We start from the raw sequence: 22,523 nt of genomic DNA, 5'->3' as shown, positions 1-22,523 counted from the left end.
TGACTTCAATCCCCTACTGCGTTAAGTATTTCTTTCATTTTTACCGAAAAATCCAAGTTTCGCCAGGCGAACTTTCTGAGTTGATTTGGAGAATATGAAAGGCAGTCTGGATTGAAATTTCTAAAGAAATCCGTTAAATCATTGATGTTTTCACGATTTGGAAGCTGTGTCCGGAAAGGAGTATTGGGAGGAAAATCAGGATCATCTCCTACCCCTATAAAAGGAATCCCTGCCGCACAATATTCTCTTGATTTCAGTTCGGAGGCGGAGTTGAGATTCTTCCTAAACAATGCCAGAGAACCAACCGCTAGATGAGCAGCTTCATATTCCTGGTATAGATGTTCTCCATCTAGAAATCCTAAAAACTGTATATACCTTTGCATGGACGATTCCTCTACCAATTCTTGAAGGCTAGTCAATACGGCTCCATTGCCCACAATTTTTAAATGAATTTTTAGGCGATAATCCTCTGAGTTGAAAATCGCCATGGCTTTTATCAATCGATCTACTCCATGCCAATAATTCAGCGAAGCGACACATACCAAATTCAAGCAGGTTCCGTCGAATAAGGGAGCTTGCTTTCTCTCCTGAATGGCGGCCACATTAATTCCATTCCCTACCAGCAATGTTCTTTTGTGATTCCCTAAAGCAAACCAACTACCTTCTTGGGCATATTGCAGTATTTTGGTTGAAAACCAAAAAGGTACTGGACCTGATAGTGCCAGGTAGCTCACATCTTTAAATTTTCTTAGCCAGCTAGTATTTGCATTGTAAAGTTCCTTAAAGGCAACCACATTTGGAGTTGGAATGTCTAGAATGATTTTTTTGCCACGAGATTTGGCTCTGATCAGTGCTGGAATCAAATAAAAATTATACTGACAAAGCGAGCGAATAATTAATACTTCGCCATCAAAACTGTCTATAGCTTCTACAAATTGGGATAAAAACCCTGGATTTGTATCCTTGATCACCAGTTCAGAGATATACCCAGATTGTTCAACTCCTTGTAAAGTCCCTACTATCTTTTTATAAACACCTGGACTTTTATCCTTGTCTAAGGATACTAGGTAACTAATCTTTTTCTTTTGAACTATCGCTATCATTTGATTGGTATATCCCTAGTCATTATTAGGAATTACTCATTCGCTTGGTTACCAATCCTTTCAAAAACAAAAACTCACGCTTGAAAATCAGAATTGAAACCAGCACGAAAAAACCAAAGGTTCCAAGCTTGATAAGAATAGCATTAATTACGGAAGTATTAGTAGAAAAGTAAAATCCTAGATAAGCTACTAGAAATAAAAGAACCATAAATCCAAAAGCCCTGGTGAAATCATAAGGTATAGGATATGATTTCTGAGAAAAATAAAACACAAAAACAGGTGTCAAAAACTGAGAAATACAAACGGCAAGAGCAGCTCCATAAACTCCATAATTAGGAATCAGGTAAACATTGAGCAAGACTAAAATGACTGAAGAAACTGAATATACAATCCCTAGGGGAGCCGTTTTTTTGCTAATTGCTGAACCCAAATCCGCAATATTAGTAAGGCCTGCAAATAAGCTACTAAACACCAAAATACTGGCGATCGTCGCTGCTCCATAGTAAGCTGGGGTAGCAATAATCATCAGTGCCTCCAGCGAAAACAAGGAAGCCATCAAGGTGATAGACCCTATGAATAGCAAGTAAGCCAGGAGTATTTTCCCATAGGTAGCCTTTGCATTATCCTGGTGAATGATGGAAAATGCAAAAGGAGACCAAGCTTGTTGAAAAGCATTGACAACGATACCACTGAATCCAGCAATAGCGAATGCTATTTGAAAAAGTCCCAAGTCTTCATCAGAAACCTTTCCATTTAGGAAAAAAATTGCTGAAAGATTAATAATCCAAATTGATAAACTCGCCGGAAGAAAAGGCAAGCTATACTTTATCATTTTTCCTAAAAGGCTAAAATCTGAAAGCTTTATTTGCTGTAGCCAACGTTTCAAATAGTATAATGACAAGGGAACCATTAGGAGGAAGGCTACCAGCCGGGCGATGAAAGCTCCTTTCAACCCTTGATTTAGCACTAATACGAAGACCACATTTGCAATAATCAAAAATAAGGCTTGCAAAAAGGTCAATAAAACCGTGCTCTTAGGTTTCTTTTCAAATCTTAATACTTTGGTAGCGACCACAGTGGCCACAGAAACAGGCAATGAAAAAGCTAGGACTTGAATGTATTGTATGGATTCGTCGGAATTGTAAGCAATAAACTGAGACCAAAAAGGAGCCGTAAAAAAGAAAAAAACGGCAAAAACTACTGATATCATCAAGTAAAACCAAAACCAGGTACTAATTATCTTCTTTCTGTAGTCGACCTCCTCAGTATCATAGAACCAACGTGCTGTAGAATTATCTAGGCTTAGGATCAAAACCAAGGCAATCAGAGAGTAAGCATTATTTACCAATCCAAAAACCCCATAATCTTCAGGAGAATACACTCGTGTATAAAGAGGTGTAAGCACTACACCCATTACCCGGGTTGCAATTCCAGCAAGACCATAAATCATGCTGTCTGATGCCAAATTCTTGATGTTTTTGATGACCGTCATCAGGCGATGTAGAGATCACGGTAATAGTCCCGGATCTGCTCTTCCTTGAAAAGTAAGCTGATTGTTGAGCGATTGCTTTCTACATCTTCAGGTGAAAGGGGATTTAGTAAATCATCCCTTGTCATTTGGTTGTAATCAAAAACTTTGATTTTGGAGTTTGTCAACTCTATATAAATAGGGTTTTCAGGGTTGAGGAATACTTTTACACCCATAAAAATGAGTCCTAGAATATTACCAAAAGCCTGTTGTATTTTATGGTTGAAAATAGCTACTGATGCCTCAGCGAGCTTCTGGTAGTATGTCTCACGAGGGATAAAATCCTCAAGAGTTTCGAAATTATCTCCAAAATATTCCCTTCCTAGAGACTTTACAGCCGATATGAAGGTTGGGTTACCATAAGACAAGGGGCTAAAAATGGTTACCTCATTTTCTGGCAAAAGATGGTGGATTTGATGGTACACATCCAAATGATTGTTTTCTGGGGAACCGGAATGGCCAACCATTATTTTTCTTCCTAAAACTGGTCTATTTTTCAAATATTCCTCCGAAAACATTTCCTGCAAGGAAAGAAAGGCGAATTTAATCCATTTCGCTTTTACACCTAAGACTGACTCTGCTTCCTCCACATCTTTTTCAAAAATCGATGCGACGAAATCAAAATTAGAAAATGACTTTTCGAAAGTATACTTATTAGGCTTCCCTATCGCCTGAAGTACTCTATGGTGAAATGATTGCTTCCACGCTTGGACGGTTTTCTCTGGGGGCAAAGCAGCCAGCGTAGTGCTGGTATAAGCTTTAGTGAGAAAGCTGGGATGCTTATACAAATCTCCACTCCAAATAATCCAAATCAATTTAGCCTGACTCAAATCTTGCTTTCGACCCATTAAAAAATGACCGATAAATGGGGTATGGTAATTTACAATGACGCGCTTGAAAGAAGATAAATCCAATAATACCGGAGCTTTTATTAGATTTTTGCTTTCTATTATTGCTATATCAGAATTTGTAAATCTTGTTGGTTTGGTGATATCATCTACAATTACCAAATATTTATTAAGGCCTGGAAACAGATTTTCCGATCGCTTAATAATCCATTCAGTATATGGAGAATCTGGTAGAAAGACGAGGTTTTCAATGCTCATATTCTGATACTATATCCAATAAAGTTTGGGAAATATGGTCTACCTGCGCTAAGGTCAATTCCATATAAAAAGGTAGACGAATGAGTCTTTGAGAAAATAAATCAGCAAAAGGCAGTTCTCTACCATCATGGCATTCATGGAAAAATTCGCTTTTATGCAAACTTAAGTAATGAAATACAGCCAAAATCTCTGACTCTTTAATCCTCTTTAATATGTAATCACGCTGAACTTCATCTCTAGCAACGAGATAATACATATGCCCATTATTCTCAGCATAGCTAGGAATAGTTGGGGTTTTAATTCCATAAGAATCTAGTTTACCTTTAAAATTTGAATCGTATTGATTCCAAATTTGAACTCGTCTATGCTGAATTTCAGCCACATGCTCTAGTTGTGCCCAAAGGAAAGCAGCTGTAATCTCAGAAGGCAAAAAGGAAGAACCAATATCCACCCATCCATATTTATTGATTTCTCCTCGGAAAAAAGAAGCTCTATTTGTCCCCTTTTCCCAGATAATTTCTGCACGGCTAACAAATTGCTCGTCATTTATAGCAAGCAGTCCACCTTCCCCTGATGAGATGTTTTTTGTTTCATGAAAGGAAAACGTAGCTAAATGGCCTATAGAACCTAAGGGATATCTTTTCCCACTTTTGGAAGTGTAATATGAATCTATGGCTTGAGCTGCATCCTCGATCACAAAGAGATTATGTGCCTCAGCTAGCTCCATGATCATATCCATATCACAGGCCACTCCGGCATAATGAACAGGAACAATAGCTTTAGTTTTGTCTGTGATTAGTGCTTTCAACGTACATTCATCCATTCCTGGATGGTCAGTTCTACTGTCAGCAAATACAATTTTAGCTCCTCTGAGCACAAAGGCGTTTGCTGTAGAGACAAACGTATAACTCGGAATAATCACTTCATCTCCAGGCTCAATTCCAATTAGAATAGCAGCCATCTCCAAAGCATCTGTACAGGAGGTCGTCAGCAGTGTTTTCTTAATTTGGTATTTTTCTTCAAAAAAACTTTGGGCTAAACGAGTGTATTTCCCATTGCCAGAAAGTTTGCCTGACGCTACCGCATCTTCAATATAGGCCAGTTCTTGCCCTGTTATATACGGTTTGTTGAAAGGAATCATATTCAATTCGGAGTGAATTTAGCCTTCTCAGGAAGTAATAATTTCATAAAAGTAATTCCCAGTTTGGAATATCTAGTGAAGTTTTGGTTTGCCAGATTGGCCGAACCACTTGCTCCACTAATTATACCATTAGAGTCAGAGACTGTAGTTAATCCCAGGTTTGACTTTATGCTTACGCTCTGATTCATTTTGACGAAAAAGGATGCTTGGTCAATTCACTCGCTGCCAAAGGATGATAATCTCCTTTCAGCCCTATTGGATCCATGTGTCTAATGTCATGAACGATTTCAATACTTGGTCTTGCTTCTTCCAAACCAAATCCATTTCCATCTAAAATATGCTGGTAGCTATGGGTATGCAGTTCTGTAAATCCATCTGAAAATTCAATTTCATTACCTTCCATAGTCAAGGAGCGATAAGTTCTACCACCTCTTGCCTTCACAGCTTCTGGTAAAGTGTCTGCATTAATACTTAGGAACCAACGCACGCGAGCTTTTTCCAGCTCAAAATACCCTGAGGCACGATCATGGGTATGGATATGTACTACATTTTTTTTCACTTTCCCAAAAACCCAGGTGAGCATATCGTAAAAATGAACGCCAATATTAGTAGCTATGCCTCCGGATTTACTTATGTCACCCTTCCAAGAAGTATAATACCAATGTCCTCTGGAAGTAATGTACGCAAGATCAATATCATAAATCTTATCCTTTGGCCCCTCTTCTACTTTTTTCTTTAACGCGATTATCGAAGGGTGTAATCTTAGTTGAAGGATATTGTAGACTTTAGTACCATGCTCCTCTTCTACCCTGGACAGTGCTTCTATATTCCAAGGGTTAAGAACTAATGGCTTTTCGCAAATAACATTTGCTCCCACTCGCAATCCAAAACGAATATGAGAATCGTGAAGGTAATTTGGCGAGCAAATACTCACAAAATCTATATTCTTTTCTGTTCGCTTTAATTTTTCAACATGACGGTCAAACCTCTCAAATTCTGTGAAAAAATCTGCGTCTGGAAAATGGCTGTCCATTACTCCTACGCTGTCAAACTTGTCATACGCAGCCAAAAGTACGTTTCCTGTATCTTTTATGGCTTTCATATGCCGTGGAGCTATGTATCCTGCTGCTCCTATCAATGCAAAATTATTCATAGTTACTGTTTTGTTACTTTGTTATTTTGAAGCAAATAGCGATCTCCTGTCTCTTTACATACAGCTTCACCTTGTGCATTAAATAGTAATTTGGACCCAAATTCACTCATCCAACCTATTTGTTTTGCTGGATTACCTACCACTAAAGCAAAATCAGGCACATTCTTGGTGATCACTGAACCTGCTCCTATAAAGGCAAAAGACCCAATATTATGTCCGCAGACGATAGTAGCATTCGCTCCTATACTTGCGCCTTTCCCCACATGGGTTTTTGCGTATTCAGACTTTCTATTCACTGCACTTCTCGGATTGATCACATTGGTAAAAACCATTGAAGGACCTAGAAATACATCGTCGTCACAGGTGACACCTGTATAAACAGACACATTGTTTTGGATCTTCACGTTATTTCCCAAAACTACCCCTGGCGATACCACTACATTCTGACCAATGTTGCATCGTTCGCCTATTTTACAATTTGGCATCACATGAGAAAAATGCCAAATTTTCGTACCAGCTCCGATTTCGCATCCTTCATCTATGTAGGCACTTTCATGTGCGAAGTAATCTTTCATTTAATACTTATTTTATGGGTAAGAGAACTATCAGAGAAATCGATCAAGGAATATCTACTGATTCGATTAAAGGCGTCTTCATTGCTATTTAAAAAAGGAATTTATGGATTCTATAATATACTCCTGATCTTCAACCTTCATCTCTGTATGGATGGGCAGGGAAAGTACCTTTTCGCATAGCGCTTCTGCTACGGGAAAATCTCCTTTTTCATATCCCAAATTCAAGTAGGCTTCCTGCTGGTGCAAGGGCAGCGGATAATAAACCATGGAAGGGACTCCCTTTTCGGCTAAATAGCTTTTCAATTCATCTCTGCTCACTCCTTCTACTTGTATGGTATACTGATGGAAAGCATGCGTGGAATTCACTACTCTTTTAGGAATCCTTATATGAGGATGGTCTGTAAATGCACTGTCATATCGAGCTGCAACTTCATTTCTGGAGGCAGAATATCGATCCAAGTGTTGCAGTTTTACATTTAAAATAGCCGCCTGCAGGGTATCCAATCTAGAATTTACGCCTACTATGTGATGGTGGTACTTTTTCTGCTGCCCATGATTAGCGATCATTCTCAGCTTCTCAGCCAATTTCCCGTCATTGGTAAACATTGCTCCGCCGTCTCCATAGCATCCCAAGTTTTTAGATGGAAAAAATGAAGTCGTGCCTACATCTCCCATCGTACCAGCCTGTTTTACTGTTCCATCTGAGAAGCTGTAGTTGGCTCCGATGGCCTGAGCAGTATCTTCAATGACTTTGATATTATGCTTTTTGGCTACAGACAAAATAGCTTCCATGTTGGAGCATTGACCATATAAGTGAACTGGGACTATCCCGGCAGTTTTCGAAGTTATTTTTGATTCCAGCTGAGTAATATCAAGTTCAAAAGTGGAACCAATCACATCAATGAATACAGGTACTAAACCTAGTAAAGCAATCACTTCCGCCGTTGCTACGTAAGTAAACGCCGGAACTATTACCTCCTGCCCAGGCTGGAAATCAAGACCCATCATTGCTATTTGCAAGGCATCTGTACCATTGCCACAAGTGACTACATACTTAGCACCGGTATAACTGGCTAAGGCATCTGAAAACTCTTTTACCTTTGGGCCATTTATAAAGGAGGTAGTATCAATTACACCTTGAATAGCCTGATCCACTTCAATCTTGATTGCCTCGTATTGAGACTTCAAGTCTACCATTTGAATAGAACGCATACTTATTTACTGACTAATTTGGGGAAGAAGGACTCGATATATGGCATATAAAACACCCACCAAAAACCCAAGGAACATACTAAATACAATTATCAAGGGCTTATTTGGTTTACTAGGTCCTAAAGGGACGCTTGCCTTTTCCATTATTGTAAAGACTGGAGTTTCTCTTTTGAGTTGTATGGTCGATTGCTCAAGCTCTTGCTTCAGCGTGTTGTAAATATTAAAAGTAAGGTTGAACTCCAGCTGCAATTGCTCTTCTTTTGTCATTGCTCGCCTAGAAATCATTCCTTGATTTGAGTCTCTATAGGATGCTAGTTTTAATTGTGCCTCTTGGAATTTAACCTGTGCTTCATCTACTCTATCCTCAACGAATTCTAAGTTTATTTTTTGCTTTACCGTTTTATAATTGGTCACATACTCAATAAGCCGCTCCAGCACCAGTGCGTTTACCTCTGCTGAAATTAGAGGCTCAGGCATTGATACATCTAACTGGATCAGTTTAATCTCATTTTCTATAGTAATTCTTTCTTTCAACTGCTTCAAAACATAATTTTCCTGTGATGTCACAGAAACATAGCCTAGTTCCACAGCTTCAGAATCAGTAGAAATTGGGTTAGTTCGGCTGATTTCATTAGATGAAAAAAGACCAATTATTCTTGCTGGAATGCTGAATACAAAATCAATAGTTTTTTTAACAATATTTCCTGGCCTTTCTTCAGCATAATATTCCTCCAATGTCATTTCCTTGCCTTTAGTTTGAAAGAAAAATTTCTCCTTCATGATACTCAGCAGAAAATCCCTACTATGGATTACATCAGGGAATAATTCGGAACTCAACATGGTTTGGTCTCCTTGCATTTGAGGAAGTGAAATTCCTGCAAGACCTGCCAGAGCTCCCATTTGCCCAAATTGTCCCGAATTTTCATTTTCCTCAAGAATCACGAGGGATGAGGAGGTGAATTCTTTTGGACTAGTCGTAGCTATGAGCAAACCTAAGATTAGTCCTGCCAAGGTGAATACCAGTAATCTCTTTTTGAAAGAGAGTATTTTTTGGATTAACTCTATATAATTCAGTTCCACTTTTGACTGCTCATTTGTAGGCATTAGAAACTTCTATTGGTAAAAATTAAATTTAAATTTACTAAAATCATGATGATAATGGTTGTGCAGGAATCCCAACAAGCACAGAGGACTTCAAAAGTGTTTTGGTGACAACAGCTCCAGCCCCTACTATCATTTCATCACCTAGCTCAACTCCTGGAAGTATTACGGCTCCGGCACCTATTCTACACCTTTTGCCAATTTTGGATGCACCCAAAAGCATAGCAGCCGGTCCTATTTCGCTAAAATCCCCCACAGAACATTGATGATGTACATTCGCTCGGGTATTAATCAAAACGCCCTTTCCAATGGTAGTCTCAGGACCGATAAAACTAAATGGCATAGCATCAAAACTTGTGGAATCTCCAGATTCATTAGTAACTACGTTTTGGATTCCCAAAGCGCTACCACCTAGTGAAGTTAATAGTAGAAATAATTTTTCTCTATGAACTGGATTTCCGACTCCCAGCACAAATCTAGGATCTTCACTTAAGCTTTGTTCTAATTCAACCAGATTAAAAATCCCCTGACTTGGTAGTTCGCTATTTTCAAACTTGCTGGCGTCTTGATCAAAAAACATGATCTCAGCAGCAGACATGCCACTATTAATCAGCACATGATGTATTTCCAAACCATGTCCACCTGCTCCAGCAATTATCATTTTCTACTATTCCTTAAAACATAGCAATGCCCTTGAGTATAAACCCAAGGGCAAACAGTACTACTTAGAACCAATCCCGTAAGTATCAAAACCAAGGGTTCCCAAGTATTTCTTATCGTAAATATTTCTGCCGTCGAAGATCACCTTGTTCTTCAATAGTCTGCCGACTACATCCCAACTAGGAATACGGAATTCCGACCATTCTGTAACTAAAAGCAAGGCGTCTGCATCTACCAAGGCTTCATAAGCGTCTTTACAATAGGTCACCTTATCGAAGATGTAATGTTCCCTAGCTTCCTCCATCGCGATAGGATCGTAAGCTTTTACTGTAGCTCCAGCAGCTCTCAACTCATCGATGATCACTCCAGCAGGTGCTTCACGCATATCGTCTGTATTTGGCTTGAAGCTTAGTCCCCACATCGCAAAGGTCATTCCTGTCAGATCTTCTCCGAAGTGAGCTTTTACTTTCTTGGAAAGCACATATTTCTGATCGTCGTTTACATCCTCCACAGCCTGGAGAACTCTCAGGTCATAGCCATATTGTTTGGCAGTTTTGATGATAGCTTTCACATCTTTCGGAAAGCAAGACCCACCGTATCCCACGCCTGGGTAGATGAACTTATTCCCGATTCTAGGGTCAGATCCAATTCCCTTTCTTACCATGTTGGCATCCGCTCCAACCAATTCACATAGGTTGGCTACATCATTCATAAAGGAAATTTTGGTAGCCAGCATAGCGTTGGCGGCATACTTGGTCATTTCAGCAGAAGGAATATCCATGTAGATAATTCGCTCTCCACTGAGTTGGAATGGCTTGTATAGACGCTTCATAATCTCTTCTGCTCTTTCGTCATCCACTCCAATTACAATTCTATCCGGCTTAAGAAAGTCTTCCACTGCAGCTCCTTCTTTCAGGAATTCAGGATTGGAAGCTACTGCAAAGGGAAGATCAGAAGATCTCTTATCTAGCGCTGCTTTAATCGCTGCACGAACTTTCTCACCGGTAGTTACCGGAACAGTGCTTTTGGTAGCCACTACAATGTAATCACTCATTTTAGTACCAATCTCATCAGCCACAGCCAGTACGTATTTCAAATCCGCAGATCCATCCTCGCCAGGAGGTGTCCCAACAGCAATGAAAGCTACTGATGCACCTTGGATTGCCTCACCCAAATCTGTGCTAAATTTAAGCCTGCCACTCTTATAATTACGGACTACTACCTCCTCGAGACCGGGCTCATAAATCGGCATAATGCCGTTTTTGAGGTTGTCTATTTTCTTCTGATCGATATCGACACAAGTGACTTCAATCCCTACATCAGCAAAACATGCTCCTGAAACCAAGCCTACATACCCGGTTCCTACTACTGCAATTTTCATATATGTAAATGAGTTTTAACTAACTACTATTTGTTGTTATTGACTATTGTTTGAACTAAAATTGCCACTGTAGCTAGACTTGATGCTAAGCCAATCCATGTTGCCGGCCCCATCCTGGTTCGGATTGGTTTTTTGGGCACTACTATTTCTGCTCCAGGCTCTAGTTCAGGATAAAATTTAAGACCTAAAAAGTTGTTGGTTTTTTTGGCGTCGCCATTTGCATAGACTACATAAGTCTTACCACGTCTAGCATCTTCAGTAAAACCGCCCGCTTTAGAAATGTATTTTTTCAACTTACTATTCTTCATAAACCTGGTAGTAGTAGGCAATAAAACTTCCCCTACCATACGGACGGTTTGCAATTCCTTTGGAATTTGAATTATATCACCTTCGAGCAGGATCAAATCCTCTTCTGACCCAGGGTTATTCAAAATAAACTCCAGATCAATTCCCACAAAGTCCTGCTCCTTCAATCTCATAGAAGTGATAGTGGAGTCTTGTCTTAGGGTATCAAAAGCGGGAGTAATTTCAAAAAGCCTTCTTTTCTGCTCAGCTTGCTCCCTTTCAAACTTCTCCAATTCATTCTGAGCGAGTTTTGTATCTATCCTCTCAAACAAAAGTTCTTCGGCTTCATTTGTATTTCTATTTGTTTCAGGATCTAAATTCGATCGTATTTCCTTCAGCGCCTTATTTCTTAACTCTTCCTCTGTAGGACCTTTGAAATATACTGTACGGCGGATTAGACTAGCTCCTTTAGGATAGGCATATTGGGTTACTCCACCGGCACGTTTGATTACGTCCGAGATTCTCTCATTCGCAGCTGATATCGCGAAATCTCCAGGATATATAACTTCTCCTTGAATTGTGATCAATTGCTCTCTTTCAAACCCCGGACTTCTTCTAATAAAGACATGATCAAAGGGTTGAAGTGGCTGGTTTCGCTCTTCTTCTGTCAACTCCAAATTTGGGTCTATCGACATAGTCTCAATCTCAGCTAATTTGCCAGATGCTGCATCTCTTACTCTTCTAGCAATCTCAATGGACGAGTTTGTAGCTGACTCCAACAAGCCTCCTGATCTAATGATAAGATCTCCGACTGTCATATCTGTGGCATAGGGATAAGTACCTGGATAGTTAATTTCCCCGGATATTTTCACATAATATTCCTCCTGCACATCGTATCTGCTCGGCACGAATAAAAGATCTTCATTTTTCAAAGCGATATCCTCAGCCGTTCCGTTTAATATGCCTTTCAGGTCAAGTGGCTCAGCAGCGAGTGTCAAATCTGCACTTGTACGGTATAGGGTAGCTCTTGTAGCGAAAGCCTCTGGTTTTAACCCTTGGGCTTTTTCTACAAGTTGTTTGACTGTTAAGCCATTTTCCTCAAGTGAATACTCTCCTGGGCGAGTCACCGAACCCGTCACTTGAACCCGATTTGAGAATCTTTCTAATGCTTCTCCGATTAAAATTTCATCGCCATCCTTCAAGGAAAATGATCCAAATTCGCTGGAGGGCACATCAACTACCTTACGTTGATTATTTTCAATACGTCTAACAGTTACTCTATCCTGATAAGCCAAACTGGTAAAACCACCTGTATAGATATACAGATCTTCCAGAGATTCACTTGGTTTCACTTCAAAAAGACCTTCTCTACGAACTGGACCAACGATTTCTATCCTTGTTCCTACAGGTGGAACGATCACGACGTCATTATCCTGAAGTGTAATATTTGAACTTTGGACGCCTTTCGAAAGGAATTCATAAATATCTACTGTGGCGACAAGTCTGCTATCCCTGTACACCTGCACATTTCGAAAAGCCCCATTTTCATTAGGTCCACCAGCTGCATACAAGCCATTAAAAACTGTAGCAAATGAAGGAAGGGTATAAGTACCTGGCTTGGTCAACTCTCCTACCATTGAAACCTTAATGGATCTGATATTTCCTAACCTCAATTGAATGAATGTATTGGGGTTAGTACCATTCAGACCCGAGTATATTCGACCCAGTGCAGTTTTGATTCTTCCTATTGCTGCTTCGATAGTTGATCCACCCACCTGAATTGGTCCCACATTTGGCACAAATACCCTTCCTTCTGGATTGACGTTCAAATCATAAGACTGTTGGGAGGCACCATATACATCAAGTAACAACTGATCCCCTGAGCCTATCACATAAGATTGTGGGGTAGGAATATTTAAACTTGGGTTGAAATTCAAATCTCGGTTGTGAAACAATTTGTAGCCGAAAATCTTCTTTTGCTTCACAGTCAGATCATAGTAGGGATCGGATCTACGAATAGAATCAAACATATCAAGTTCCGAATATCCATTGACAATTCTACCGGAAGTAGCATCCTGCCCTACTCCATCAGACATAACTGACATTTGAAGTTCAGAGATACGCTTACTTAGTTTCGCAGCCTCCAAAGCAGGCATACCTCTTTCTCGAGCTAAGGCTGTTAACTGATTTGTGGTAAGCCCATTTGCTTCAGATCTTTTAATGATTTGCTCGATCTGAGCATCAGACAAGTCATCCACTTTTAGATTTTGAATATCAGAGAGACTTTGACTTTGTGCTACAAAAGCCATCATCAAAAAGGCCAACATCAGTAGGCAATTCTTACAATTTTTCAACGTAGTGTATTTTTTCAATTGTATAATTTTCGCGTCCAAATTCAATTTAAACCAAGTAATCCAAACCCTAATTTCTGATTTTTAATCAATTAACAAGCAATTTCGCACAGCTTCGCCCTTTCAGTCACAAAAGCGCTTACCATATAACAGAGAAGAAGTAAACTTTTTAAACCTCCTCTTCTCTATCGAATAGTACCAAACCAGTAGAAAACATTCTCTCCGCTTGCAAGGTCAATACCACTTTTTTATCAATCATCTCCTCTATCCTATTGGAAAGATTCAATATGTAGTCTTCATTCAAATTATCCCCGGTCACCAATACGTCAATTTTCCCGGAATCGATACCCTTAGAGAGGTCACCAATCAGAATTACTTGACTCACCTCTCCCATTCGCTCAAGGATCTGCTCCAACAGCTTATCTAGTCCTAAATATTTCCGAATGATGTCCTGGATGTTTGAAAAAAATGGGTGCTTAACATTTGCTTTGTAGGCAATTTTATTTTTATCCGTCTCTTTCAGCAAAAAACCTGCCTTAGTAAGGTTGTTTAACTCTTTGCGAATTGCATTGGTAGATTCACCAAATTCATCAGCCAATCCTCGCAAATGGCTCTGCGTTTTAGAGTTAACGAAAAACTTAACAAGTAACCTCAATCGTGTCTTTGAGGTAATTAAAGATTCAAGCATAAAAATTCACCCCCATAGTGAGTAACAAAGGTACTCATTGTGATGAATAGGAAAAACAATACTGCTGTTTTTGATTAAGTTTCACGGATATAAACTACTTTCTTTTTACACCTTTATCTCCCGTAGATATTATCGGGCTTCCTTTTAAAGAATCTCCTAAATAAACTTCCTGAAAGTGCACTAAACGCCCCAAGCAAAAACCCTAATACAGCAGTTATAACAAAAAGAGCCAAATCGGAGCCAAGTCCCATTAATCCGGCCATTTTTTCAGGTAAAGGGCTTCCCGAAATGGCGCTGATATAAATGCTCTGCCCGAGCCAGGCCAGTCCCATCCCTAGTCCGCCGGCAAAAAATGCTCCTGCTCCTTTGTTGCCAATAATTGCTGCCATCAAAGCGATTATGATCATGACTGCCCAATAAGGAAGAAATGGGTTGAAAACGATAACAAGTAATGCAGTGAGAAAAGTGAATAATATAAACTTCATAGTTTTAGTATAAAATAGTTTGGAATAATACACCTTCTGATTGATCCAGCGTTCTCAAGTCATATTTGAGGTATTCCCCAACTGCCCATTTTTGGATGAAATTGCTATAAAACTTACTGCCTGGATTTCCTGATTGCCCACCTGGATAAATCCCAAAAGCTTTCACTTCATCCCCTAACTCTACTACCATTCTCCAGCTTGCTCCTGCTCTTGAACTGGTAGCATTCAGCATTCCAGAACCTCCACCTGTGTACACATTCTCCACAGAAAAAGATTTAAACTGGGGAACTAGGTGCTGGATAGAAGTCTTTTTGTAATTGGCCCAAGAAAAATCTCCTTCTTCTGCTTCCCACTTTTTCATGTCAAGTAGCATATCTTTAAACCCTTGCTTTACATGCGAGTCAGCAGTTTCCACTTCAGCTGTACTTTTCATATCAAATAGTTCGCCTTCAGATTCATTTTTCATGAAAAGCACCGTTTGATAGTAGCTAGGCAGCACAATTGGAGCTTTATTCTCAGACAATTCTTTCCAGATCTGGCTGTAGGTTTTCTTCCACCAGAGATAAAAAATGGTAGGTGCTTTTTGATTAGGATCTGCATAGAAATCCCATTCCTTCAGAAGAGCAATATACTTCTTGGCTTCTTGGTCATTTTCAAAAGCGCTTCCCAGAAATCCAATCATCGTCGGCAATGCTTCGGCAGCGTGCAGATAGTAATCATCAATCTGCAAAGCCTGCATATCTTCGATAGTAATGTTACTCATTTCACTCAGCTTAGCATTCAGGCGACGATTTCTATAAAACTCAAAGCTATTATCAAAAACATAATAAGGATAAGTGGAGTCAGTAGGGTGTTGGTTGGCAGAGCTCACAAAACCTCGAGCAGGATTTAGGGTACTAGCATTATGCTCATTCGGAATATATCCTTGCCACTCCATTCTAGGATCCGCCCCGTCCATAAAAAACTTACCTTGCCCTTTCCATTTCAAGGGGAATTTCCCCTGAATTCTCATCGCTATATCTCCCTCTTTGGAAGCAAAGACAAAGTTTTGCGCAGGAGCGGTGTAGTTGTCCAAGGCAGCATTGTAGTCATCGTGATTTTTAGCTGTATTCAGCATTAGGAAAGTTTTCTGCTCGTTTGATCCTTCGTGCACATTCCATTTCAATGCAAAATTGACATCCTGTCTATTGAAGTTGAATGTTCTATCATATACCACAGGTCCATAGTGTGTATAAACCACTGTGTCCAGAAAATCCGGCTCCCCTTTTACTTTAATTTCTTCGATCCGAAAGGTGGTCTGCTCCCACTTTTCTCCATAGCGAAATGCTTTTCTTGTTTGGTCTTGAAATGTGATTTTATACCAATCCCGTGTATCCCTTGTCGCATTGGTCACACCCCAAGCAATGTTGTGATTAAATCCAGAAATCACCCCCAATGCTCCAGGAAGTGTAGCGCCTTTTGCTGAGTGATCTGGTGTGGTTAATTGCATGGAATACCAAAGCGAAGGAAGATTAAGACTCAAATGGGGGTCATTAGCCAATATTGGTTTACCGCTTTTAGTCTTCGAGCCGGATACAGCCCAGTTATTTGAACCTGTGCCATCCTCAGGCTGAGGAAGAGGATTAATCACTAATTGGTCATCTGGATAGGCAACACTATCTGGTCGGGTCACTGGCAATGGATTAAAACTCCACTTATGCCCCTTCTCAATAATAGGATCAACTCCGACTGGATATTCTGGATATAGTTTATCCAACATTACCTCGCCTAGAATCTTTCGCAAATTTGAATACTCTAAATCCCGATCACCTACCAGCATGTCTGTCATGTACTTCAACAGTAGAATTGACTTAAAAGCTGACCAGTGTTCGGGTCTATAATTCAGTATCTTATATTCTACCGGCAACCGTGCACCTGAAAGTTGATCAATGTATTGATTTACTCCATCAGCGTAAGCTTGTAAAAGAAGATAGGAATCAGGATCATTTTCTTGGATGAATTTCATCCCTTCTTCAGCGCCGAAGGACAAACCTTTTCTTCTAGTCATTCTATCCAAATCAATAGCCAAAGGACCAACTATTTCGGAAATCCTACCTGCTGCGGCCATTGTCTGAAATTCCATTTGCCAAAGCCGATGCTTCGCAGTGATATACCCTTGCGCTCGGTATAGGTCTGCCTGATTATCGGCGAAAATATGCGGGATCAGGTTTTCATCATAAACAACCTTTACCTCCGCACTCAAACCTGTTAATTCAAGCGTCTCATCAGCCAGTCTATCTTCCGAAAAAGAGTTCTGCCAAAATCCATGATAGGGATCAAGCAATGGAGCCATGGGCGGGATTGCACCAAAAGGTTTGGAAACCGCAACTGCCAGTGCAACAGTCAAAGCTAGAACAACTAGAAAACCTATGTACTTCATTTGAAAGGATTTTAGGTGAGGTGACGAATTTAACTTAATCTGATTATTATTAGGCAACTCGAGCAATCCTTTTGATAGCACTCAAAAAAAAATGCCCTCAAAATATAATTCTGAGGGCATTTTCGACTCTTGATCTTATTAATTTATAGTAATAGGAAGTTTAAGTTTTTCCCAGCGTATCACCAGACCAGGGTTTTCAATTTCCATAGATAGTGACTCAGTAGTACGCTCTTCCCATATTGGATTAACCTCCACTCTCAGTACGTCATTTTTTTCGTCGTATTGAAAATGGCCATGTTCCAAATCCCATTCTGAATTGAAAATCACAGTCCAAGGACCTGTTTCTTTGGGGATTGTAAACAAGGAATATTTACCTGCGGCTAGTGTTTTGCCTTCTACGGTCATAGCTTCAGCCAAATCCACATAAGATGCTTCATTGGCTCCTGTTCTCCAAACTACATTGTATGGAACTAAATCACCCCATAATTCGCGATCTTTCACAGCAGGCGAGCCATACTGTACTTTAATTGCTTTTCCAGCTACTTGGCCTTCCTTTACCATCAAGGGACTAGGTCTGGCTTCGGTTGTCTCAGCAGCCTCTTTGGTCTCAGCAGCCACTTCAGACTCCGTGTTTTCAGAAGTCTTTGACTCGCTGCACGAGGCAAAAACCAGGGCAATCATTGTTGCGGATAAAATAGTTTGGTACGTTTTCATGTGTTTATAATTGAATTTTTATGGTCACATGGAATCTCGCGTGACTTATAATCATCCCAATGTTTGACTTTGAAGTAATGCTCGATTTCATATCGGGTAATTTTCTATCGAAATAACTAATAATTCGTAAATGAGCAAAATTCAAGCCTCTCTTTCACCATTTGTACAGGATTCATTTGCTTCGCTGCCAAAAATTTTACCTTTAATTAAATTAGATAATTGAATTATTGGCTTCGTGGATCAGTTGGATCGAAGATTGCTTTGAAGATTATACGCTCAATTCCCTTTTTAGGGTCAGAATTTATAGTTATTGAATGATATATTTCCGGATTAATCTTAATTCATGAAAATTATTACCTGGCTTATTTTTGCCATTACGCTATTATTGTTTGCGAGCGTTTACGTCTCACCGGAATATTTTGAATATGTGGGGTTATTACCCTTTTTCATTCCTGTAATTTTATTATTGAATCTCCTACTCTTGCTGATATTATTACTATCGTGGAGAAGACTTTTCTTTCTACCGTTGATAGCACTACTTATAGGTTACAGATTTTTTCTGGTCACATTCCAAGTTCACCCAAAAAACGAAGAAGCTGAGGGATTAAAAGTGCTCACTTATAATGCCCACATGTTCTACTACAAGCCTAAGAGTGAAACAAAGCCGGGCTCAAATGTACTCTCCTGGTTACAAGAACAACCGGCTGATGTGAAGGTATTTCAAGAGTTTTATCAAGATAATACGACCCCCTCTCGGGATGCTATAAAGATTCTCGGAAAGGATGCTAATTATAAAGTTTCGTATCACATCATTGATGGCACAACCAAAAAGAGGTCAAATGGGCTGGCTATCTTCTCCAAATATCCAATAATCAATGACGGAAAAGTATTTGATGCTCAGGGTACTAACGGAGCTATTTTCGCTGATATTCTCGTCAAAAATGATACTATCCGAATATATAATGCGCATTTGGAATCCATGAGAATTGACTCTGACGGACTGGAAGATTTAGAAGGAGTAAAGGAGAATTACAGACAAACCTTAGGAAAACTTCAACGTGGAAGTCTGGCTCGAAGCAAGCAACTCAAAGTATTGCTGGACCACATGAATAATAGCCCCCATCCATTGATTTTAATGGGTGATTTGAATGAAATACCTTATTCATACGTCTATTTCAAACTGAGCGAAAATTATACTAGTGCTTTTGAAAGTGCCGGCAGAGGGTTTGGTTTTACCTATAATCGTATTCTTTTCTTTTTGAGAATCGATCATATCTTTTCCAGTGAAAAGCTAAAAGCTGTGCAATACAAAACGCATAGAGAAGTAGATTATTCCGACCATTATCCTGTTTCATCGACCTTCTCATGGGATAGTTTCGGAAAATAGGAATTTGATAGTTAGCTCCTGAATTTTTTCTCCCACATCTTTTTCAAGGGTAAAAGTAGCAGCGGAAGCAACATCAGATCTGCTAGCAAAGCAAAAATCATGGATGCAGAAATTAATAGACCTGTGAAATGAGTAACCCCAAACTGGCTAAAAATCAATAAGGCAAACCCTGCTGTCAGGACAATTGTCGTGAGTACAATTGCTTTTCCGGTCTCCAAAAAGGTACGCTTCAAGGCATAAATAAGATTTTTACCAAGTAATAGTTCTTGTTTGAGTCTACTCATAAAATGAATACTATCGTCAACAGCAATCCCGAAAGCGACCGTGAAAAGTATTGCGGTAGTGAGCTTGAATTCGATTCCCAAAACGTACATCAACCCAAGCATCCAAACAAGTGGGATGAAATTTGGAATTAAAAGTAAGAAGGAAATCCTCCAAGATCTGAACAGGAAACCAACGATAACTCCAACCAAAAGAAACGCAACTCCTAAGCCTTTTGCCATTTGGAGAGTCACTGATTTATGTCCTTTGTCTATCAAAAAAGCGGTGCCAGTCCATCGCACCTGAAGCAATTCCGGATTTATTTGCTCCTTGACAAACTGATCTAATACCTGCCTTAGCTCGGTCATCTTTAAAGAACCTAAGTCAGGAGCTCTAGCGCTCAATCGGCCTGATTTCCTATCAGAACTCAAAAACTTATCACCATTGACATCTACTGCTTTATCCAGCCAACGGTTCATGCGCTGACGTTGCCCTCGTGAAGGAAGTACAAAAGCCTTTGAATTTCCTTGATTCTGAGCTTGATTTAATGATTTCACTAAAGTCAATGGAGAAACGGATTGTCCTTGCCCAAAGAGTTCATGGAGCTTGGTTTCTACTTTATTGATCTCGACCAATACATCAAAATCCAGCAAGGAGTTAGCTTTTTCCCCTGTTGATAGATAAATCTCCATTGGATTTGATCCACCAAATTGCTCATTGAAGTACTCAAAATCCTGCTGAATAGGATGATCAATTGGCAGATTATCCAGCAGGTATCCGTTTATCTTCAAATTTGCTCCCAAGAGAATACACAGCAGCGTAATACCTAGAAACGAAATTCTAACTGCCTTTCTATGTTTCAATTGCCATGAAAAAATCTTGAGTAAAACATTCGGTCTTGGAGACTTTTGAAGGGAAGCGGGTATTGCTATAGGTAAAAGATGGAGTAAGCCTGGGGCTATAAAAACCACCGCGCAAAACATCACTAAAACACCAAGCCCTGTCGTCCAACCAAAAGCTTGCAATGCCGGAATACTAGTAAAGTAGAGGGATATAAACCCCAAAGCAGTAGTCAAAATGGTAAGCCAAACGGGCACTACCAATTCCTTGAACACACGATGAATAGCATCAGACTTTTGATATCCCGCTTGCATTTTCTTAATTAATTGCGTGAAAAAATGAATCAATGCACTTAGCCCAACAATCATAAAAATAGTGGGTTGCATTACAGACATTACATCAAGAGGTTTTCCCAAGTAAATCAAGAGTCCAAAAGACCAAAGCACCCCACTGAGCAAAACTAGAAGTGGTATAAGCACTCCCCACCAGGAACGGAAAATAAGCACTAACAACAACATCATCAGCAAGATGGAGCATCCGAAGAATAGCCCGAATTCATTTTGCATCAATTTCACAAAATCACCTTGAGTCTGTATTTTTCCGGCTACCGCACGCGGTTTGATTTCAAAATGGCTAAATATTTCCTTGATCGAGGTATACAAAATATCACCATCGGACTTGGAAATATTTTGCTCGTTTTTTATCAAAAGCAGTAATGCATTTTCATCTTTTGAGATCAAACTAGAGTGATAATGTGTAATATTGGCCGCTCCGTTCTTAAGAGATTTCTCGGAAGACCAGTCTAGAACCTTTGTGCTAGTCAAGCCAAAAACCCCGATTATAGGCTGCTCCAAATTCAAAAAAGAAACAACCGTATCAACTTTATCCAACTGAAGGATTTTGGTCTGTATGGCATAAGATTGCTCTAAAAAATCTGGATCCAATAATTCCCCATAAGGATTCTCTAGCGCAACGAGTAAGTAGTCGTTATCATTTTCAAATTGACTTTTGAAATTTTGGTAAAAATCCAGATCCTCGTCATTCTGCGGGAAAAATGTCTCAAAATCATAATTAAATTGTGGAACCGGACGGAAAATTACAAGTAAGACACAGAGAAAAGCTGCGAAGAAAAGGAATAAATAGGCTGTAGATTTTCGAAACATTTACTAGATCAGGAATACTAAATTTGCTTTAAATCGTCCAAGTATAACAAGTTTGACGCTGCTTTGTGTTAATTCAATTCCATTTATTCTCTGAACTGATTAACTTGCCGAAACTTGAAAATCAAACATAAAAGATGAAGCAATACCACGATTTGATGCGCAAAATCCTTGATGAAGGAGCTGTAAAGGGAGATAGAACGGGAACAGGAACACGGAGCATTTTCGGTCATCAAATGCGTTTTGATTTATCAAAAGGTTTTCCAGTTGTCACTACCAAAAAGCTCCACCTTCGCTCTATCATCATCGAGTTGCTTTGGTTTCTGAAAGGCGACTCAAATATCAAATACCTCAACGACAACAAAGTTTCCATTTGGAACGAATGGGCTGACGAGAATGGTGATTTGGGCCCAGTTTATGGCTACCAATGGAGACACTGGCCTGATGGAAAAGGTGGCGAAATCGATCAAATCAAAAATCTCATAAATCAAATCAAAACCAAGCCTGACAGCCGTCGACACATCGTAAGTGCCTGGAACGTGGCTGATGTAGATAATATGGCATTGCCTCCATGTCACACTATTTTTCAGTTCTATGTAGCTGATGGTAAACTGAGTTGCCAGCTGTATCAGAGAAGTGCAGACGTTTTTTTGGGAGTACCTTTTAACATAGCATCCTATGCTTTATTTACCATGATGGTGGCGCAAGTTTGCGGGTTGGAAGCGGGTGATTTCATTCACACCTTTGGAGATGCACATTTGTATTCCAACCATCTGGAGCAGGCAGAATTACAATTAAGTCGGGAGGTCCGGGATTTACCTACGATGAAAATCAATCCTGAAATCACTGATATTTTTGAATTCAAATACGAAGATTTTGAATTGATTAATTACGACCCACACCCACATATTAAAGCTGCAGTAGCGGTATAATCGCTCCGAATTAAGTTTGAAGAAATAGTTGGACTGATGGT

General features: G+C 39.7%; 18 protein-coding genes. 2 read left to right on the top strand and 16 right to left on the bottom strand.

From position 1 onward, the window contains the following. Window positions 1-5: 5 nt before the first annotated feature. The 15 genes from AACZ87_RS14685 to AACZ87_RS14615 all read right to left on the bottom strand — a co-directional run bounded on the left by AACZ87_RS14685 (window position 6) and on the right by AACZ87_RS14615 (window position 17,902). Window positions 6-1,103: a glycosyltransferase gene (locus AACZ87_RS14685; protein WP_339868290.1), complete on the bottom strand. Its 1,098-nt coding sequence runs from the start codon at window positions 1,101-1,103 to the stop codon at window positions 6-8. A gap of 25 nt (window positions 1,104-1,128) precedes the next feature. Further along, the gene (locus AACZ87_RS14680) at window positions 1,129-2,568 is read right to left on the bottom strand and encodes a polysaccharide biosynthesis C-terminal domain-containing protein (protein WP_339868288.1); all 1,440 of its coding nucleotides are present in this window, start codon (window positions 2,566-2,568) and stop codon (window positions 1,129-1,131) included. A 26-nt stretch (window positions 2,569-2,594) separates the two neighbouring features. Continuing rightward, window positions 2,595-3,737, bottom strand: coding sequence for a TDP-N-acetylfucosamine:lipid II N-acetylfucosaminyltransferase (locus AACZ87_RS14675; RefSeq protein ID WP_339868286.1), 1,143 nt, complete (start codon window positions 3,735-3,737; stop codon window positions 2,595-2,597). Continuing rightward, entirely contained in the window at window positions 3,727-4,878 is a 1,152-nt protein-coding gene (rffA, locus tag AACZ87_RS14670) for a dTDP-4-amino-4,6-dideoxygalactose transaminase (protein ID WP_339868445.1), read from the bottom strand. The genes AACZ87_RS14675 and rffA overlap by 11 nt, the downstream gene beginning before the upstream one ends. A 184-nt stretch (window positions 4,879-5,062) precedes the next feature. Then, window positions 5,063-6,031, bottom strand: a complete 969-nt coding sequence (locus tag AACZ87_RS14665) for a Gfo/Idh/MocA family oxidoreductase (protein WP_283412623.1) — start codon at window positions 6,029-6,031, stop codon at window positions 5,063-5,065. Between the two features lie 2 nt (window positions 6,032-6,033). Next, entirely contained in the window at window positions 6,034-6,606 is a 573-nt protein-coding gene (locus AACZ87_RS14660) for an acyltransferase (protein ID WP_339868283.1), read from the bottom strand. Window positions 6,607-6,690: 84 nt separating this feature from the next. Beyond that, the gene (locus tag AACZ87_RS14655; protein ID WP_339868281.1) at window positions 6,691-7,818 is read right to left on the bottom strand and encodes a DegT/DnrJ/EryC1/StrS family aminotransferase; all 1,128 of its coding nucleotides are present in this window, start codon (window positions 7,816-7,818) and stop codon (window positions 6,691-6,693) included. Window positions 7,819-7,824: 6 nt separating this feature from the next. Continuing rightward, window positions 7,825-8,922, bottom strand: a complete 1,098-nt coding sequence (locus AACZ87_RS14650) for a GNVR domain-containing protein (protein WP_339868279.1) — start codon at window positions 8,920-8,922, stop codon at window positions 7,825-7,827. Window positions 8,923-8,965: 43 nt separating this feature from the next. Continuing rightward, window positions 8,966-9,580: a DapH/DapD/GlmU-related protein gene (locus AACZ87_RS14645; RefSeq protein ID WP_339868277.1), complete on the bottom strand. Its 615-nt coding sequence runs from the start codon at window positions 9,578-9,580 to the stop codon at window positions 8,966-8,968. 60 nt (window positions 9,581-9,640) lie between these two features. After that, a complete protein-coding gene (locus AACZ87_RS14640) occupies window positions 9,641-10,960 on the bottom strand; it encodes a UDP-glucose/GDP-mannose dehydrogenase family protein (protein WP_339868276.1) in 1,320 nt (439 codons plus the stop codon). A 26-nt stretch (window positions 10,961-10,986) separates the two neighbouring features. Then, window positions 10,987-13,617 (bottom strand): SLBB domain-containing protein, encoded by a 2,631-nt coding sequence (locus AACZ87_RS14635; RefSeq protein ID WP_339868274.1) that lies wholly within the window; start codon window positions 13,615-13,617, stop codon window positions 10,987-10,989. 148 nt (window positions 13,618-13,765) lie between these two features. Next, entirely contained in the window at window positions 13,766-14,284 is a 519-nt protein-coding gene (locus tag AACZ87_RS14630; protein WP_339868272.1) for an ArsR family transcriptional regulator, read from the bottom strand. A 113-nt stretch (window positions 14,285-14,397) separates the two neighbouring features. Further along, window positions 14,398-14,769: a hypothetical protein gene (locus tag AACZ87_RS14625; RefSeq protein ID WP_339868270.1), complete on the bottom strand. Its 372-nt coding sequence runs from the start codon at window positions 14,767-14,769 to the stop codon at window positions 14,398-14,400. Window positions 14,770-14,773: 4 nt separating this feature from the next. Next, complete coding sequence (locus AACZ87_RS14620; RefSeq protein WP_339868269.1) at window positions 14,774-17,188, bottom strand: penicillin acylase family protein; 2,415 nt, start codon at window positions 17,186-17,188, stop codon at window positions 14,774-14,776. Between the two features lie 138 nt (window positions 17,189-17,326). Then, a complete protein-coding gene (locus AACZ87_RS14615; protein WP_339868267.1) occupies window positions 17,327-17,902 on the bottom strand; it encodes a DUF2911 domain-containing protein in 576 nt (191 codons plus the stop codon). 343 nt (window positions 17,903-18,245) lie between these two features. Here AACZ87_RS14615 and AACZ87_RS14610 point away from each other — a divergent pair, with 343 nt between their 5' ends. After that, the gene (locus AACZ87_RS14610; RefSeq protein WP_339868265.1) at window positions 18,246-19,289 is read left to right on the top strand and encodes an endonuclease/exonuclease/phosphatase family protein; all 1,044 of its coding nucleotides are present in this window, start codon (window positions 18,246-18,248) and stop codon (window positions 19,287-19,289) included. Between the two features lie 11 nt (window positions 19,290-19,300). Here AACZ87_RS14610 and AACZ87_RS14605 read toward each other — a convergent pair whose 3' ends face one another. Beyond that, window positions 19,301-21,553 (bottom strand): MMPL family transporter, encoded by a 2,253-nt coding sequence (locus AACZ87_RS14605; protein WP_339868263.1) that lies wholly within the window; start codon window positions 21,551-21,553, stop codon window positions 19,301-19,303. Window positions 21,554-21,687: 134 nt separating this feature from the next. On the opposite strand from AACZ87_RS14605, the gene AACZ87_RS14600 reads away from it, so the two are divergent. Next, a complete protein-coding gene (locus tag AACZ87_RS14600; RefSeq protein ID WP_339868261.1) occupies window positions 21,688-22,482 on the top strand; it encodes a thymidylate synthase in 795 nt (264 codons plus the stop codon). Window positions 22,483-22,523: the final 41 nt, after the last annotated feature.

It is taken from the genome of uncultured Algoriphagus sp. (genome assembly GCF_963974365.1).
In the GTDB taxonomy this organism is placed as follows: domain Bacteria; phylum Bacteroidota; class Bacteroidia; order Cytophagales; family Cyclobacteriaceae; genus Algoriphagus.
Note: the sequence above shows the minus strand (reverse complement) of the source record. Positions and strands in the feature narration are given on the sequence as shown.

Coding starts and splice junctions, on each gene's coding strand:
- AACZ87_RS14655 (WP_339868281.1), bottom strand. CDS start 7,818: ATGCGTTCTATTCAAATGGTAGACTTGAAGTCTCAATACGAGGCAATC.
- AACZ87_RS14610 (WP_339868265.1), top strand. CDS start 18,246: ATGAAAATTATTACCTGGCTTATTTTTGCCATTACGCTATTATTGTTT.
- AACZ87_RS14630 (WP_339868272.1), bottom strand. CDS start 14,284: ATGCTTGAATCTTTAATTACCTCAAAGACACGATTGAGGTTACTTGTT.
- AACZ87_RS14640 (WP_339868276.1), bottom strand. CDS start 10,960: ATGAAAATTGCAGTAGTAGGAACCGGGTATGTAGGCTTGGTTTCAGGA.
- AACZ87_RS14625 (WP_339868270.1), bottom strand. CDS start 14,769: ATGAAGTTTATATTATTCACTTTTCTCACTGCATTACTTGTTATCGTT.
- AACZ87_RS14650 (WP_339868279.1), bottom strand. CDS start 8,922: ATGCCTACAAATGAGCAGTCAAAAGTGGAACTGAATTATATAGAGTTA.
- AACZ87_RS14675 (WP_339868286.1), bottom strand. CDS start 3,737: ATGAGCATTGAAAACCTCGTCTTTCTACCAGATTCTCCATATACTGAA.
- AACZ87_RS14645 (WP_339868277.1), bottom strand. CDS start 9,580: ATGATAATTGCTGGAGCAGGTGGACATGGTTTGGAAATACATCATGTG.
- AACZ87_RS14605 (WP_339868263.1), bottom strand. CDS start 21,553: ATGTTTCGAAAATCTACAGCCTATTTATTCCTTTTCTTCGCAGCTTTT.
- AACZ87_RS14615 (WP_339868267.1), bottom strand. CDS start 17,902: ATGAAAACGTACCAAACTATTTTATCCGCAACAATGATTGCCCTGGTT.
- AACZ87_RS14685 (WP_339868290.1), bottom strand. CDS start 1,103: ATGATAGCGATAGTTCAAAAGAAAAAGATTAGTTACCTAGTATCCTTA.
- AACZ87_RS14665 (WP_283412623.1), bottom strand. CDS start 6,031: ATGAATAATTTTGCATTGATAGGAGCAGCAGGATACATAGCTCCACGG.
- rffA (WP_339868445.1), bottom strand. CDS start 4,878: ATGATTCCTTTCAACAAACCGTATATAACAGGGCAAGAACTGGCCTAT.
- AACZ87_RS14660 (WP_339868283.1), bottom strand. CDS start 6,606: ATGAAAGATTACTTCGCACATGAAAGTGCCTACATAGATGAAGGATGC.
- AACZ87_RS14620 (WP_339868269.1), bottom strand. CDS start 17,188: ATGAAGTACATAGGTTTTCTAGTTGTTCTAGCTTTGACTGTTGCACTG.
- AACZ87_RS14600 (WP_339868261.1), top strand. CDS start 21,688: ATGAAGCAATACCACGATTTGATGCGCAAAATCCTTGATGAAGGAGCT.